The following is a 15,459-nucleotide window of genomic DNA, read 5'->3' as shown; positions in this document are numbered from 1 at the left end:
ACTGAATCACCTCGAGCATCGCCGATGGCGCCCCCCGAAGCTAACCACCCCGCAGCGCCTACAAGGTACAAGAGGGAATAATATGCTGCTTCACATAGCGATTAAAGTCAGATAACTGGCACCAACCCGCCCGCTCACTTGCAGTTTGGCAACCAGGCAGTTGAAGTGTCACCGCATGCGGAGGTTCAGTTAAGGTTAACGGTGTTTGTTCGCGCATTTGCGCCAAGCTTTGGTACACAACTTGTACCCGTAACCAAGGCGTACCACGGCTATCTCGCCAGCGCTCAAAGACCAACTCGCCTCCTGGCGGGGTATTATCCGGCTGTTGTGGCAATGTCCAATCGGTGCCCAGTAAACCAGAAAGATTTGCCAAATTCGTGTCATGGCCGGCTAAAAAGACGATACGTGCCTTCGCGGCCGGCGTGCCTAATGAATCTGCACCGGCGGTATCATTTAGCGCAGCGGTGATGGTCTGTAATAATGCAGAGCCTTGATGCGCGGCGATGTATGGTGTGCGAAACGCCAAATTAAACGCGGCGTTATGCAAACTGAGTAGCTTGTTCCACTGTTCCTCAGTGTGAATACGTCCCCACCCCGGCGCGGCCATGCCTTGGGCTTGTTGCAGTAAAAACATCTCCGCCAAGGTGGAGGACAAACTCAGCGCGCCATGTTGCTGTATCTTTACTCCATCACCGATGGTGACTTTTTCCGGTATCGTCGCCGCTAAGGTACAAACACCTGATTGCGGGGCGTTTAACTGGCAATAAGCGGAATCCTCAAAGCGTAACACCTTATCCATCAATGCCAGCGCTGGCGCATGTGCTTGGTTAATTTTGCCTAACGGTATGCCGACCTGCATTTGTACCGCAGCAAGGGCGGTATCGGGATCCATTTTGCAAGTGGAGTCCGGCTGAATATGAAATAGCGGATCTTTTTTGCGTACATCAGACTGATGGTGAATAGACAAACCGCAGTCCGGCGCTAAACCTTGCAAGAAGGCCTCACCGGTTTTACGCGTCCGTTCATCCACATCAGCCCAAACATAGATATCAGCCGGAGCCGGACAGCCTTTGGTGCTATCGGTTTCTGCCGCAGATGCTGTCGACGACGCTGTCGTAGCAGTACTCAACAACCCCTGCTCACGCCAATAATCGCGGTAATAACGTCCCATCAAGGAAATCAGATGCTCACCGCGTGGCGTGATATCCCCCAAGGGAACTGGCCACGCAGGCCACTGCTCAGGCGTAACCTGGTAGAGTAAAGGCGGCATTTTTGTTGGTGCACGCACGCCATGCCGACTCAAGATCACGACCTTCTCCAGCGTCATCGCTGGCATATCAGACGTTGCGGAGGCCGTTGATGCGGTAGATTCCGCTACCGCAGACGCCTGCGCCAACCCACTCCACAGTCCGATCATCGCCAACGCGAATCCTGCTAGTCGGCACTGTCGGTGTTTTGTATATGGCGAACTGAGATACGTGGCAACGCACCTACTCGTGGTAACCTTTAAACTGTGCATGATCAACATCCTTATTCTTAACTCATTGCTATGTTTTCATTGATTCTGCTGCAACGGTAATATTCTACCTCGCCTATTTTGTAACAAGTAATTTAACTTAACATTCACTTTTATATTCAGATAGATACTCCAAGTCAGCCTGTTTTTCCTCTCTACAATCTACGTGTAAACAAACTCGACGTTAGAGGTATAGCGCTATAGATGGCTGTTATGCACAATTCGATATATGTTAAGGTTTTACTGATATTCAATAAGATAATGCATGACGTTAACATCAGAATCGTTAACGCTTAACCAAATATAGGTATTTAATTATGATGATGCAGAAATGCGTATATGGGCTTTCTCTGGCTCTGCTGCTGAGCACTTCGGCACATGCCAACATCCTCAATCGCGACTGCACCATGGAAAAAGCAACACGCAACGCAGCAATGGAAGCAACATTAGGTGTAAGTGGTAACTGTACTGTAGAAAAAGCGCTCAAAGAACAAGCAGGAAAAGCTGTAGGTTGGGATGAAAAAAAAGATGCGCTAAATAATACGCAAGAGCGTATTAAAGACAGTAAACAAGCGCTCAATCACGATATTCGTACGGCAAAAGAGCGAGTGAATAATACTCGTGATTCGATTGAAGATGCCATACAACATCCTGAAAAAGCCATTATCAAGCAAGCGCTTAAATAAGCTTAACCCACTATTTAGCTGTTTATTATATGCACATAAAAAAACCGCCATCATAGGCGGTTTTTTATTATTCACATTACGCTCGCTAATCACTTATTCATCACTCAGTAATGGAAACCCATTAGCGACGAGCGACGGATGGCACGGCAGCCGGTTTGCCACCTTCCACCCATTGGCGAATACGATTAGCATCCCCCACTGGCGTGCGTTTACCCACGGAGTCGAGCAGTACAATGGTCAAATCGTTTTTACCGCCAGGCTGTGCACGCATAACCAAACAGCGCCCTGCTTCATCGGTAAAACCGGTTTTACTTAAGCGAACGTTCCAATTGTCATTTCTAACCAGTGGATTGGTGTTCACAAATTGCAACGCATAGGCTGGATTTTTAAATCGCATCTCATGACTTTCGGTCTGCGTAAACTGACGAATCAGCGGTTTTTGATAGGCCGCCTTTACCAGTTTTGCGAGATCGTTGGCTGTTGATACGTTATGTGTCGACAGACCGGTTGAATCAGAGAAACGCGTATTTTTCATTCCTAACGATTTTGCCTTTCGGTTCATCGCTTTAACAAATGCGCTCTTCCCACCCGGATAATGACGCGCTAAGGCAGACGCCATGCGGTTTTCTGATGACATTAATGCCAGCAGCAACGCATCGTGACGCGTAATTTGCGTACCAAAGCGGATACGCGAGTGGGTATTTTTTAGTGTGTCGCGGTCCCGTTTATCGACCGTAATCACTTCATTCAGATTTTGTTTTGCATCCAGAACCACCAACGCGGTCATCAGTTTTGTCACTGATGCAATAGGAACCACTTTATTGGGGTTTTTCGCATAGAGGGTTTTGCCCTTTCGCGTATCCACCACCAGCGCACTGGCTGACGCCAATTTTAATTCTGCTGGTTTAGCCGATGCGTGTACTGGGGTTATGCTTGCCACGAAAAATGAACATGTCAGCGCATAAACAAGACCTAAAATGCGGCTCCTTTTGCTCATACAAACTCCATCCATTTACATATACAGGATCAATGATTTGTTTTTTTATCTGTTTGGGTATTCGGGCGTTTTACCCGAGCTAAGCCTTTTAAAAAATTGCGCAGAAACTGGTCTCCACAAATCCTGTAGTTTTTATGATCTTTTTGACGAAATAATGCACTGAGCTCTGGTTTAGAAATCCGCAGCTGCGCCGCTGACAGAATATTGATTATGTCGTCATCCTTTAATTGAAGCGCAATACGGATTTTACGCAACACTAAATTGTTGGAAAAACCTTCTTTTATTTGTGGCTTTGCGGCACTTTCCGGAGCTGGACCACGAAAATGGGTAATCAGCCCATCCAAAAATGCCATCAATGCCGCATCAGGACACTCGCGAAAATCCGCTTCATCCTCTTTTGACAGCCATGAGGTAACGGTTTCGGCCGTGGTTTCATATCCTTCACCTTTCATCAGGTTCCGGATTTTAGTTGCACTCAGTTGCAGTGAGTAACGCAGGCTTCGCAAAACATCGTTAGTAATCATGGAGTTCCAAATTCGGTTAAATGTATACCGCAGATTACCCGCGGTAAAAGCGTGCGCATACTAGCACAACCACTCTCAGAGGGAATATCAATATTGCGCTCGCTCTGCGCCCAAGTTAGCTGATAAACTGTAAAAAACTTTTTAGACCGTGATACCGCACGGCTTTCTTTGCAAAAGGCATTGTCATGGACATCTTCCATCTTGAAAACCACCCTTATGTTGAACTGTGTGATTTGCTGAAAATTCAGGGCTGGAGCGAAAGCGGCGCGGCAGCAAAAGCTGTGATTGCTGAAGGTCTGGTTAAAGTTGACGGACAAGTTGAAACCCGTAAGCGTTGCAAGATCCAATCTGGTCAGGTTGTTTTGTTCCAAGGCCAGAGTGTTAAAGTCAAAAGCTAACCGCATGCGAACTTTCACACGGTAACGACTCAATGCCATTCCTGCTCTGTTGCAGAATGGCATTTTTATTTTCCCAATTCATGACTGTTGTAGAAGATAAAATCTAAGGAATACTGATGTATAAGTTGCTTGCTCTGGATATGGATGGAACCTTGCTGACTTCACAGGGTGAGATTTCACCCAACACGCGTGAGGCCATTGCGAAAGCCAGGGCAATGGGCGTGAAAGTAGTGCTCGCCTCTGGCCGACCGCTGGAAGGTATGCTGCCGTATCTGAACACCCTAGGGCTGAACACCGATGACGATTTTGTCTTGTGCTATAACGGCTCATTGATTCAAAAAGCCGGTAGCCATGACGTGGTTCGTAGCTGCATTTTAAATGGTTGCGATGCACATGCGCTGCAAACGCTCAGCCGTGAGTTAGGGGTGAATATTCACGCGTTTTCACGCCGGTTAGGATTAATCACGCCAAAACGCAACCATTACACCGAACATGAAGCGAAACTGAACGGGATCCCGCTGCTAGAGATGGACTTTGCCGAGCTCCCTGCTGATGAAGAGATCCTGAAAGTGATGTTCATCGATGAGCCCGAGGTGCTCTCCGAGGCCATCGCGCGTTTAACCCCTGACCTGCATCAGCGCTATACCATCGTACAAAGTGCGCCGTATTTCCTGGAGTTCTTGAATCCGTCCAGCAATAAAGGGATTGCAGTTGGCATGCTGGCAGACTATTTGGGATTAGATCCATCAGAGGTGATTTGCGTGGGTGATGCCGGTAACGATCGCCATATGATTGAGTTTGCCGGACTCGGCGTTGCGATGGGTAATGCCACTGAGGATATCAAGGCGATTGCTGACTTTGTGACCAAGAGCAATGATCAAAACGGCATCGCCCACTTAATTGAGCGTTTTATCGTGAACCCTGAGCTGGAAAGCTGTGTTTGAGTTTGGTTTTTCCGGAACGCTAACGGTAATGCTACATAGATAAACAGGTTTCAATCGGTAGCCGCGACGGCTGTATCATCACGTTGTACAGCTGTCGCGGCTACATTGTTTTTGCCTCGCCCTCGTTCTTGTATCACCAGCACGGTTTTCCTTGGTTATTATCCTCTATTTCTTTGTGCCTCTTTTGTCTATTTGCCCCTTCTTATTGCCCTTTTCTCTTTTTAGCCAAGCTGAATATCGACAAAAAATGCGCCCAACAAACATTTCATAATGCTGATGAATGTAACCGAATACATCGAATAAAGAGGCGAAAAACTTAGCAAGTTGTATAAAATAACCACAGCTAAATCTGCTTTCACAATCACCTGATGTCTCAGCCATATGAACCGAATTCCCCGTATAACTGGCTCCCAAATCATATTCATCATACAAATTGAGTGGGTTATTCGAACTGGTGCCGGTTTTGATCGCCACAAAACATCATTTGATTGTCACAAAATTCGCTTACAAACAGATAAATAATCTGCTGATCTTACTTTTCCCTTTAGCGCGTATTTGCGTTACATATTTAAAACCAGAAGTCATTTTCACGTAAAAGAATAAGAAAAGCGTGTTGTATTTTTAGGATTAAATTCAGAGGGTAAGCCCGTAATGAAAGCGCAAAATACCGAATGTCTTACATCAACAGACGATCTTGAGTGTGCAGAGATTAAACCGGATAACTGGACCCGGATTGCCACCGAATTGCTGGATAAAGCCGGTATTATGATTAATGGACCGCGTCCTTTTGATATGCGGATTAAGCATCCCGACACGCTGATGCGGATCTTGCAAGAAGGTTCACTAGGATTAGGTGAAAGCTATATGGATGGCTGGTGGGAGTGTGACCGGCTAGACGTCTTCTTCGACAAAGTGTTGACCGCAAAACTTGATCAACAACTGCCCTCTCATCTGAAAGACATTTTACGTATTGCGCGTGCGCGGATATTTAATATGCAAACCCGTCACCGCGCGTGGCAAGTTGGCAAAGAGCATTATGATTTGGGTAATGACCTGTTTAACGCCATGCTTGATCCAAACATGCAATATTCTTGCGCATATTGGAAAGATGCCGATACCTTAGCCGATGCGCAAGTGGCCAAACTGAAGATGATATGCGAAAAACTGCAGCTCCAGCCGGGAATGGAAGTGCTGGATATTGGCTGTGGTTGGGGTGGCTTAGCGGCCTACATGGCAAAAGAGTATGGCGTAAGCGTAGTTGGTGTGACCATCTCTAAAGAGCAGCAGCAACTGGCGCAAAAACGCTGTGAAGGCTTGCCGGTACAAATCATGCTGCAAGATTATCGCGATCTGAACGAAGAATTTGACCGCATTGTATCCGTTGGGATGTTCGAGCACGTCGGGCCGAAAAACTACCGTACCTATTTCAATGTGGTGAATCGCTGCCTGAAAAAAGATGGCTTATTCCTGCTGCACTGCATCGGCAGTAACACCTCAGGCGTTAAGGCAGATGCGTGGATCAGTAAATATATCTTCCCGAACGGCTGCTTACCGTCTATCCGGCAGATTGCCGACGAAGCGGAAGGTCATCTGATTATGGAAGATTGGCACAACTTTGGCGCTGACTACGATAAAACATTGATGGCGTGGGATGAGAACTTTGTCCGCGCATGGGATTCAATCAAAGACAACTACTCCCCTCGTTTTTACCGGATGTTCCGCTACTACTTGAATGCCTGCGCTGGCGCGTTCCGTGCTCGTGATATTCAACTGTGGCAAGTGCTGTTTAGCCATAGCGGCCTGCGCGGTGGCGTCTATATTACGCACTGATTATGATTGATACACAGTGATAAATTGGCGGTGAGTGTTAGTTTCACGCTTAATTGCACGGCATCAAGCATAATAAAAAAGAGGCTTTCGCCTCTTTTTTATTTACGCATGTATCACGTGTAGTAAACACGCCTTGCGTTTACTCCGCGCCGGAGTCTGTCATCATCGCCAAGCGTTCTTGTTCAAAATCGGCATTTAGCGGCTCTAACACCGGCATGCTGCGAGTGATATTCGAGGATAAACGCTGGAAACGCTCAACTTTGCCATGTAAGCCCTGTCGACCGGCTAATGCTGTCACCGTTTTATTGTAATGGTTGCTGGCAGCTGTCAGGGTATTGCCTAGGCGCTGTAAATTTTCGGCAACGACACACACTTGGTTGTAAATATCTCCGGCACGCGCCGTGATCTCCTGCGCTTCGCTGTTACTGCGTTCAATCATCCACAAATTAGAAACAGTACGTAGTACCGGCATTAAGGTTGTATGCGACACGAGAATCACTTTTTTCTCGTAGCCGTAGTTAAACAAATCACGACCATACTGCAACGCAGCGATATACGCCGGCTCTACCGGCATAAACATCAGCACAAAGCCCGGGCTATTAATGCCGCACAGATTGCTGTAATCCTTGCTGGCCAAATTATCGATATGATTTCTCACCGCTTTAACATGATCCTGCAACGCTTGCAGACGGCTAGCATCATCGGTAGCGGCCACGGCCTGACTGTAGTCAATCAGTGAGACTTTGCTATCAATAATCAGATGTTTGCCATCCGGTAAATTGATCACAAAATCAGGGTAATAGGTTGAGCCATCGGCACTTTTGAATACGGCCTGCGCCTGATAATGTTCATCTCGCAGCAGCCCAGCCAATTGCAGCGTCTGCTCTAACTGCGCCTCGCCCCAGTTACCGGCCAGTTTTTTATCCCCTTTCAAGGCGCCGGCAAGCATGGATGCTTCTTCAGACATCTTCATGCCGATATCGAGCACTTTACGGATCTCAGACTCCAGCACCACATTGCCTTTGAGTGATTCGGCATGCACTTCATTAACACGACGCTGGAAGCCTTCAATTTGCTCACGAAATGGTTGCAGCAAACGGGCTATCGAAACCTGACTTTGCTGATTAAAGACCTGATTTTTCTCATCCAAAATCTGATTGGCGAGATAGTGAAACTCCGTTTTCAGCTGCTGACGGCTTTGTTCTAGATCCCGTTTTTGCTGCTCTAATACGCGCTGTTTTTCGGTTAATACCGCTTTGAGTTCCGTATGCTCACTGAGTAAGTAGGTGTAGTTTTCGTTCAATACACTCAGTGCGTGCTCTTTATCCAACAGCAACTGCTTCACATCTTGCAGATGTTGCTGTGCAGACTCACGCAAGGTTTGCTGACGAACCAGCTCTTGCTCGGTTTGGCGGCATTGCTGTTCACTGAGCTGTAGGGCTTGAGTCTTCTCATTTAAGTGACGTTGTAACTCATCATGCTGCTGAGCAAATTGGCGCTCGAGGTAAAGGCGCTCCTTTTCCCACTCCGCTTCCGCCTGCTCTGCTTGGCGCTGTGCATTTTTGTGGTTCAGTATCAACAACAGCAGCATTAATGCAGATACTGCCGACAGCACTATCACCAGCGGTGACAATGTGATCATGTTTATCTCCTTGATTCGCTCAGCGCGCCTTTCCCTTTCAAACGCTACAGTAGAGGGAAATCGAGCAAGACATTGTTCGTACTCTACCCTAACCGAGTGAGTTAACCATCTGATTATCCCACAGTTAACCCGCCGTTGGCTTATCTTGTTGAGCTTTATATCTGGCGCGTGCGGAGAGTGTGCAGTTTCATTTTTTGCTTATGCGCGGATTGGTTTAGGCTGAATAATTTGGATGATGACTTAATTTAAGTGTTTATTTTTTTCATACAAAAAAGGTTTGTTGATAAGAAACCAGATACTGAAACGACTTAGAGATTGGGGGTTTACCACGTTGCGGATTCAGGCAAAAAAAGCGGCACGCTGATGGCGCACCGCTTTGCTTTAGTTTGTTCGAGTCAGAGAACACAGCTAATTAAGTGTTCTCTCGTAAGGTTCTTTCTCTTTTAACGTGCTTGTACCCGTTCAATTCCCCGGACCAATACGCTCCATGAGGTTGAGATGTGGCGAGCAATCTTGCGCTTGCAAGCGTAGGCGATCGTGTTTGAGATGATGACGCTCTTCTCGTAAGCCCTTAAGTAACGCCGCACACATAAAGAGCATGATCACCGAGAACGGTAACGCCGCTAAAATAGACGCCGCTTGCAACGCTTCTAACCCACCAGACAGCAGTAAGATGGCCGCGACCAATCCCCCACCCATGCCCCAGATGGCGCGATGGATTTTAGGTGGCTCCTGATCGCCAACGGACAATAAGGTGGTCACCACCAAGGTGCCGCTATCTGACGATGTAATAAAGTAGGTGGCGATCAGCAATGTCATGGCCAGTTTAGCAACGGTGGCCAACGCTGGGATGTGCACGCCTAAATCAATGGTGCGATACAACGCCGAGGTAATATCCTGATTCGCCGCGCCAATCAAATCGCCGCCTTCAAAGAGCTGAATATGCAAGGCGGTGCTGCCAAATACACACATCCAAAACAGCCCCAATAATGTCGGAACCAGCAAGACGCCCAACACGAACTCCCGTACGGTACGGCCTTTGGAGATGCGCGCAATAAAGATCCCAACAAACGGAGCCCAAGCAATCCACCATCCCCAGTAGAAGGCGGTCCATGAACTTTGCCAGTTCGAAGCGCCATTGGCTTCGGCGTTTGTCCAGAAACTCAGGCGAATGATATTTTGCAGATAATCCCCGATTCCCTGCACAAACGAATTCATGATGTAGATTGTTGGGCCGGCAAACAAAAAGAAGATTAACATCAGCGCACTCAGGCCAAGGTTAAACTCACTCAGTAGTTTGACCCCTTTACCTACCCCTGATACCGCAGAAAGCGTTGCGATGGCCGATATCACACCAATCAAAATCAACTGATTTTGCAGTGAGACACTCATGCCGAAGACTTCGTTAAGACCGGTGTTCATCTGCGCTACGCCCAGTCCCAACGACGTGGCGACGCCAAATACGGTGCCAAATACGGCCAGCACATCAACCAGATGTCCCCAGAAGCCATAAATTTTGTCGCCCAACAGCGGATACAATACCGAGCGAATAGCCAACGGCAGTTTTTTGCGGTAACAGAAAAAGCTCAACGACAAACCAACGATGGAATAGATCGCCCACGGGTGTAATCCCCAATGGAACCACGTAATACGCATGGCGACCTTAGCCGCTTCCGGCGTACCACCTTCGGTGATAAATGGGTTACCTTGCAGATGAAATACCGGCTCGGCAATGCTCCAGAAGATCAGGCCAATCCCCATCCCTGCACTAAACAGCATGGCAAACCATGCCATGTAGCTGAACTCAGGCTTTTGGTCATCATCGCCGAGGCGTAAATCACCATAACGGCAAAACATCAAATACAGTGCAAAGCACAGAAACAGCGATACAACCAGAATGTAGTACCACTTAAAGCTGCTGATAATGTTATTTTTTGCGCCCTGAAACCACTGGGCGGATAAGTCCGGCGCAAACACGCCAAACAATAAGAAGACTGACAGCACGGTAAGTGCAGTAACAGCCATGGTTGGATTAAGTCCACGAAATAGACCGGATTTAGCTCTCAGCATCTCAGCCCTCCCTTAGACAAAAAACTCTTCACCAACATGCTCACCCGCGCCGCGGATAGCACGCCATGCCACCTGCCCGGCCGGATTCTCGCGATGATCCACCAGCGTCACCGATGGCTGGCCATTCACCGCATTACGCTGACCATAAAACACCACAACCGGAACACCGAGATTACTGAGCCCGCTGGTGAGCCAGAAGCGATGATTGTCGAAACTGCCACCAATAAAGTCTAACTGCGACAATCCAGTATCAAATCCGGCGACAAAATAGTTCATACTGTCGGTATCCGGAAAAATGTGAACCAGCAGATAGGCAAAGTTCAGTTCGTTGACCAACTCAGCCAGTTTGAAAATGCCGGCAGGTTCACAACTTTCATGCGGCAGCATCATTCCGCTTTGTACGGAAATATTGGTGTTATCGCAGGAAAGCTCAGGTTGATAACGGATATACGCTGACGTATCCGGCAGCTGGTAACGCATGCGTGCAATTTGCAGGTTTTCGGTGATCTCTTTGATAGTAAATGTCTGTTGCATGTGACCTCTCTACATGTACAAGGTGGCAAAACCCTACACATAAAATACTTTGAGGTCAAAGTTGTTTTTAATGAATGCAACAGAGAATCACTATAGAAACCAAGTACAATACTATGATCTGGAAAGAATAAATTGGAAAAACATGACGAGGTGATGGTTTCAATCCGGCAAATCATTCGCGCTATTGATTTGAAGTCAAAGCAATTAAATAAAGCCGTCGGACTGACAACGCCCCAGCTAATGCTGATGCAAGCCATTGACCGGCATGGGGATGTGTCGCTGAAAGTGCTGGCTGAACAAACCAATATCAGCCAAGCCACGGCGAGCACGATTTTAGACCGGTTAGAATCACGGCAATTGGTGATCCGAGTGCGCAGCCTGCTGGATAAGCGTCGCCAACATGCCGAATTAACCGAGGCCGGAAAATCCTTACTGCTCAAAGCACCTACAGCCCTGCAGGAGAATTTTGTGGCGCGCTTTCAGGCTCTGCCGGAGTGGGAACAAAACATGCTGCTCGCCAGTGTGCAGCGGATCTCTGCCTTGATGAACGCTGAACATCTCGATGTCGCACCAGTACTAGAAACCGGTACACTGACCAAAGAAGATGGGCACCCTAAATAAGCAAAGATAAACCTGTTTCAGGCTCAGATATTTTGGATATGCGTGGTCTCTGCTACGCTATATCAAGACGTAAAAATTTAGATGTACGAATACAGTTACACACTATCTCCGGGAGAATTTGCGCGTGAATTATAAGAATGCGGTCGTTCTGGCTGTCTGCAAGCGTTTGATTGGTTGGGTTTTGCTCATCACCGGTATGTTGAGCACATTGGTTTCAATCCTGAAATTTTTGAGTCTGCATATTGATAATGGCAGCATGGCCGCTGCTTTTTTGGCCGACCCGTACAAGCAGCTTTATATCTTTGTTTACGGCAAAACCGATTTTCTAAGCTTTTTCTGGAACAACTCGCCGGTACCGGATCTGGGCTCACTCACCAGCACGAATTCACTCTATTTCTTCGCTGTCTACATCATGATTTTTATCGGTAGCGCGGTGAAAAACTCTGGGGCTAAACTGTCTTCTCGTCTGTTCAAAACCGGCGAACAAATTGAAGATCAGTTGATGGAAGATCAGATCAAAGGTGTAACCTCACGCTCACGAGCAGAAATTCGCAGTACGTTGTCGATTCCGGATTACTCGATTTTTCGCCAACTGCTGTGGGAAATCATCCCATTCGTCATCACCAGTGGCTTGATGTTCGGCTTCTATAAGATGTTTGGTTTCTAGTTTCTACTAACAGTGCCTAGCTTCTACTAATACTCGCTGATTCAAATAGTTATCACTGTATAAAGATCTCCATACAAACAGGGCGTTATGCCCTGTTTTTTTATCTCTGCCGCATTCCAATATTTCCCAAAAATGACTCCCCCAATATTTTGTGATGCGAATCGCAAATGAGACGCAAAACGAGTACACTGACACCTCATTCCTTTTCGTGTGCTAATGATGGTTTTATGTACTACCTTCTGCCCCTGCTAACTGTGCTGATCTGGGCCGGCAACGCTATTGTCAATAAGATGGCCGCCACCGCCATTGACCCCGCCGCTATTGCTTTCTACCGCTGGCTCGTTGCCGGTTTGGTGCTCACGCCATTTATGGCAATGACGGTGTGGCGTAACCGCCGCAGTTACCGCCCTTACTTAGTAAAGTTTGCGATATTGGCACTGCTCGGTATGGCAATTAACCAAACTCTCGGTTACTACGCAGGCTTAACGGTCAGTGCCATGAACATTGGCATCATTACTTCCCTGATTCCGTTGATGACCGTGCTGATCAGTATCTTCCTGCTGGGCGAAACGCCAACTGCCGGCATCATCGTAGGTACTCTGCTCTCCTTAGGCGGGATTTTATATCTGGTCAGCGCCGGCGATATCGCCAGCTTGCTGCATCAGGGAATTGGTGATGGTGAATTGCTGCTGCTAGCCGGTTCATTTGCTTACGCGCTGTATGGCGTGCTACTGAAAAAGTGGCAACTGCCCTTTTCCACTTGGCAATCGGTCTACGTGCAGATTTTGTTCGGTATCGTCATGCTGCTACCTAACTTTCTGTCGGCGACCAATGCACCAATCAATTCGGCAACACTGCCACTGATTTTGTACGCGGGGATCCCGGCATCAGTACTGGCCCCCTACCTGTGGCTGCAATCAGTACGCTTTTTGGGTGCGAGTAAGACCGCTATTTTTATGAACTTCTTGCCGGTCTTTACGGCCATGATCGCGATGAGTCTGCTCGGAGAAAAGCTGGAGCATTACCATGTCGTGGGCGGATTAATTACCTTATGCGGCGTTATTTTGTCACAAACCTTGCGCAAACCGGTTGGTCGCTTACGTCCTTCACCGCGCGTCACGGATAGCAAATAAGTCAGGCGTATTTATCCATGATATTGCCTTAGCCGCCATTATTGCAGCTAAGAATGGCTGTTATATCTAACCGGAGCTTAGCTCCGGTTTTTTTATCCCTCGGACACCTGCTCGTAATTCTTTTCCCCCAAGCGACCAATCTATCTATATAGCCACATAGCCACATAGCCACGTAAAAATTAACCACGTGAAAAGCATGTTGCTGAATTGATGTCCGTCACAATTATGTCTGTTCTCTAACCTCATGAAAAAATTGTATTAATGTTAGCCGCATCTCAATCACGTAACCTGACAGTTCGGCCAATTGATCGAGAACAAACAAGACGTAAACAATTATTACAGTTACAAAACCGATCTCTATCATTCAACACTGAAGCATTAGGTCTGTTTTTTTGAGCCTATCAACAGCCCACCCAGAACAATGACGAGGTCCTGTTACGACGTTGGACTTACTTCAGGGAGTGATGATCGTGAAACTAAATACAACATCAATAACAACGGGCCTCGCCCTTTTTCTTACCGGAACTCTCCTTTGTAGCTCGGCCTTGGCACAAGTCGAAGCCCGCAATGACAAGTTTGCCGACGCACATCAGCCACAGTATCAAAGCTGGAGCCAAACCCAACAAAGCAGCGAACGCGCAGATGCGTTAGCAGAAGATCCCAATATGGTGATTTTGTGGGCCGGTTACCCTTTTGCCAAAGATTACAACAAACCACGTGGCCACTATTACGCATTAACCGATGTGCGTGACACACTGCGTACCGGTGCGCCAAAAACCGCAGAAGATGGCCCATTACCGATGGCATGCTGGAGCTGTAAAAGCCCTGATGTTGCTCGGATGATTGAAAGCGAAGGCGAAGATGCCTACTTCAAGGGAATGTGGGCCAAAGGCGGCCCTGAAATCGTTAATAGCATTGGCTGTGCCGATTGCCACGCGACAGACAGCCAAGAATTCAAAGACGGCAAACCGGCACTGCACCTTTCCCGCCCTTATGCTAGCCGCGCGATGGATGCCATCCACATGCCGTTTGCCAAGCAAGGTCGCTTCGATCAGCAAGCTCAAGTGTGCGGACAATGCCACGTAGAATATTATTTCTCCGGCGATAACAAAGCAGTCAAATTCCCTTGGGATAACGGCACATCAGCCGATGCCATGGCGGAATACTACGATGAGCTCGGTTTTAAAGATTGGGTTCATGGCTTATCAAAAACACCGATGCTAAAAGCCCAGCATCCTGAATATGAAACTTGGCAAGCCGGTATTCACGGTAAAAACAACGTCGGTTGTGTAGATTGCCACATGCCTAAAGTTCAAGGCCAAGACGGCAAACTGTATACCGATCATAAAGTGGGTAACCCATTTGACCGCTTCGATCAGACCTGCGCCAACTGCCACACCCAAAGCAAAGAGATGCTGCAAGGTGTAGTGAAAGAACGTAAAGAAGCTATCAATACTCTGAAACTGAAAGTCGAGCAGCAACTGGTGCATGCACACTTTGAAGCCAAAGCCGCTTGGGATGCCGGTGCCACCGAAGAGCAAATGCAGCCAATTTTGCAAGACATCCGTCAAGCACAGTGGCGCTGGGATTACGCCATAGCCTCACACGGCGTACACATGCATGCGCCTGATATTGCACTGAAAACTCTAGGCGATGCGCTGAACTTGGCGGCAGATGCGCGCACTAAACTGGCACGCTTACTGGCCACTAAAGGCATTACCGGTGAAATTCCGTTACCTGACATCAGCACCAAAGAGAAAGCACAAGCCGCGCTGGGCATGGATATGAAGCAATTCATCAGTGACAAACAGCAATTCCTGAAAACGACCGTTCCGGCTTGGGAAAAAGAGGCCAAAGACGCTGGCCGTCTGAGTCAATAAGTCAGGAATGATGGGCT

Annotated in this window: 15 protein-coding genes; 8 read left to right on the top strand and 7 right to left on the bottom strand. The window is 47.7% G+C overall.

Annotation, left to right across the window (positions count from 1 at the left end):
- Positions 1-58: 58 nt before the first annotated feature.
- Entirely contained in the window at positions 59-1,417 is a 1,359-nt protein-coding gene (locus tag L975_RS10315) for a histidine-type phosphatase (protein WP_047708515.1), read from the bottom strand.
- Positions 1,418-1,833: 416 nt separating this feature from the next.
- Here L975_RS10315 and L975_RS17275 point away from each other — a divergent pair, with 416 nt between their 5' ends.
- A complete protein-coding gene (locus L975_RS17275; protein ID WP_010863633.1) occupies positions 1,834-2,202 on the top strand; it encodes a hypothetical protein in 369 nt (122 codons plus the stop codon).
- Positions 2,203-2,323: 121 nt separating this feature from the next.
- Here the strand turns inward: L975_RS17275 and pbpG are convergent, their stop codons facing one another.
- Both pbpG and L975_RS10300 read right to left on the bottom strand, forming a co-directional pair.
- Positions 2,324-3,199 (bottom strand): D-alanyl-D-alanine endopeptidase, encoded by an 876-nt coding sequence (pbpG, locus tag L975_RS10305; RefSeq protein WP_052021589.1) that lies wholly within the window; start codon positions 3,197-3,199, stop codon positions 2,324-2,326.
- A 29-nt stretch (positions 3,200-3,228) separates the two neighbouring features.
- Entirely contained in the window at positions 3,229-3,723 is a 495-nt protein-coding gene (locus tag L975_RS10300) for a DUF1456 family protein (RefSeq protein ID WP_047708514.1), read from the bottom strand.
- Positions 3,724-3,908: 185 nt separating this feature from the next.
- On the opposite strand from L975_RS10300, the gene ybcJ reads away from it, so the two are divergent.
- Both ybcJ and yidA read left to right on the top strand, forming a co-directional pair.
- Positions 3,909-4,121 (top strand): ribosome-associated protein YbcJ, encoded by a 213-nt coding sequence (gene ybcJ, locus L975_RS10295; protein WP_010863636.1) that lies wholly within the window; start codon positions 3,909-3,911, stop codon positions 4,119-4,121.
- 116 nt (positions 4,122-4,237) lie between these two features.
- Positions 4,238-5,065 carry a sugar-phosphatase gene (yidA, locus tag L975_RS10290; protein ID WP_047708513.1) on the top strand — a complete coding sequence of 276 codons (828 nt, stop codon included), beginning with the start codon at positions 4,238-4,240 and terminating at the stop codon, positions 5,063-5,065.
- 165 nt (positions 5,066-5,230) lie between these two features.
- Here the strand turns inward: yidA and L975_RS10285 are convergent, their stop codons facing one another.
- Positions 5,231-5,539: a hypothetical protein gene (locus L975_RS10285; protein WP_047708511.1), complete on the bottom strand. Its 309-nt coding sequence runs from the start codon at positions 5,537-5,539 to the stop codon at positions 5,231-5,233.
- Between the two features lie 177 nt (positions 5,540-5,716).
- On the opposite strand from L975_RS10285, the gene cfa reads away from it, so the two are divergent.
- Positions 5,717-6,895: a cyclopropane fatty acyl phospholipid synthase gene (cfa, locus tag L975_RS10280; RefSeq protein ID WP_047708509.1), complete on the top strand. Its 1,179-nt coding sequence runs from the start codon at positions 5,717-5,719 to the stop codon at positions 6,893-6,895.
- Between the two features lie 139 nt (positions 6,896-7,034).
- Here the strand turns inward: cfa and rmuC are convergent, their stop codons facing one another.
- From rmuC to L975_RS10265, 3 genes are all read right to left on the bottom strand, one after another.
- Positions 7,035-8,537 (bottom strand): DNA recombination protein RmuC, encoded by a 1,503-nt coding sequence (gene rmuC, locus L975_RS10275; protein ID WP_072033062.1) that lies wholly within the window; start codon positions 8,535-8,537, stop codon positions 7,035-7,037.
- Between the two features lie 462 nt (positions 8,538-8,999).
- Complete coding sequence (locus L975_RS10270; RefSeq protein WP_218185591.1) at positions 9,000-10,607, bottom strand: BCCT family transporter; 1,608 nt, start codon at positions 10,605-10,607, stop codon at positions 9,000-9,002.
- A gap of 12 nt (positions 10,608-10,619) precedes the next feature.
- A complete protein-coding gene (locus L975_RS10265; protein ID WP_047708508.1) occupies positions 10,620-11,141 on the bottom strand; it encodes a hypothetical protein in 522 nt (173 codons plus the stop codon).
- A gap of 132 nt (positions 11,142-11,273) precedes the next feature.
- Between L975_RS10265 and L975_RS10260 the strand changes: the two genes are divergently transcribed.
- The 4 genes from L975_RS10260 to nrfA all read left to right on the top strand — a co-directional run bounded on the left by L975_RS10260 (position 11,274) and on the right by nrfA (position 15,442).
- Complete coding sequence (locus tag L975_RS10260; RefSeq protein ID WP_010863643.1) at positions 11,274-11,762, top strand: MarR family winged helix-turn-helix transcriptional regulator; 489 nt, start codon at positions 11,274-11,276, stop codon at positions 11,760-11,762.
- A 124-nt stretch (positions 11,763-11,886) separates the two neighbouring features.
- Positions 11,887-12,429 (top strand): YniB family protein, encoded by a 543-nt coding sequence (locus L975_RS10255; protein ID WP_047708507.1) that lies wholly within the window; start codon positions 11,887-11,889, stop codon positions 12,427-12,429.
- Positions 12,430-12,656: 227 nt separating this feature from the next.
- Positions 12,657-13,562, top strand: coding sequence for a DMT family transporter (locus tag L975_RS10250; protein WP_010863645.1), 906 nt, complete (start codon positions 12,657-12,659; stop codon positions 13,560-13,562).
- Between the two features lie 464 nt (positions 13,563-14,026).
- Positions 14,027-15,442 carry an ammonia-forming nitrite reductase cytochrome c552 subunit gene (nrfA, locus tag L975_RS10245; protein ID WP_047708506.1) on the top strand — a complete coding sequence of 472 codons (1,416 nt, stop codon included), beginning with the start codon at positions 14,027-14,029 and terminating at the stop codon, positions 15,440-15,442.
- Positions 15,443-15,459: the final 17 nt, after the last annotated feature.

Source organism: Plesiomonas sp. ZOR0011, from assembly GCF_000800945.1.
In the GTDB taxonomy this organism is placed as follows: Bacteria; Pseudomonadota; Gammaproteobacteria; order Enterobacterales; family CAMTGL01; genus Plesiomonas; species Plesiomonas shigelloides.
The sequence above is the reverse complement of the archived record's forward strand: the minus strand, read 5'-3'. Positions and strand labels throughout refer to the sequence as shown.

Coding starts and splice junctions, on each gene's coding strand:
- rmuC (WP_072033062.1), bottom strand. CDS start 8,537: ATGATCACATTGTCACCGCTGGTGATAGTGCTGTCGGCAGTATCTGCA.
- ybcJ (WP_010863636.1), top strand. CDS start 3,909: ATGGACATCTTCCATCTTGAAAACCACCCTTATGTTGAACTGTGTGAT.
- L975_RS10270 (WP_218185591.1), bottom strand. CDS start 10,607: ATGCTGAGAGCTAAATCCGGTCTATTTCGTGGACTTAATCCAACCATG.
- L975_RS17275 (WP_010863633.1), top strand. CDS start 1,834: ATGATGATGCAGAAATGCGTATATGGGCTTTCTCTGGCTCTGCTGCTG.
- L975_RS10250 (WP_010863645.1), top strand. CDS start 12,657: ATGTACTACCTTCTGCCCCTGCTAACTGTGCTGATCTGGGCCGGCAAC.
- L975_RS10300 (WP_047708514.1), bottom strand. CDS start 3,723: ATGATTACTAACGATGTTTTGCGAAGCCTGCGTTACTCACTGCAACTG.
- nrfA (WP_047708506.1), top strand. CDS start 14,027: ATGATCGTGAAACTAAATACAACATCAATAACAACGGGCCTCGCCCTT.
- yidA (WP_047708513.1), top strand. CDS start 4,238: ATGTATAAGTTGCTTGCTCTGGATATGGATGGAACCTTGCTGACTTCA.
- pbpG (WP_052021589.1), bottom strand. CDS start 3,199: ATGAGCAAAAGGAGCCGCATTTTAGGTCTTGTTTATGCGCTGACATGT.
- L975_RS10315 (WP_047708515.1), bottom strand. CDS start 1,417: ATGATCGGACTGTGGAGTGGGTTGGCGCAGGCGTCTGCGGTAGCGGAA.
- L975_RS10265 (WP_047708508.1), bottom strand. CDS start 11,141: ATGCAACAGACATTTACTATCAAAGAGATCACCGAAAACCTGCAAATT.
- cfa (WP_047708509.1), top strand. CDS start 5,717: ATGAAAGCGCAAAATACCGAATGTCTTACATCAACAGACGATCTTGAG.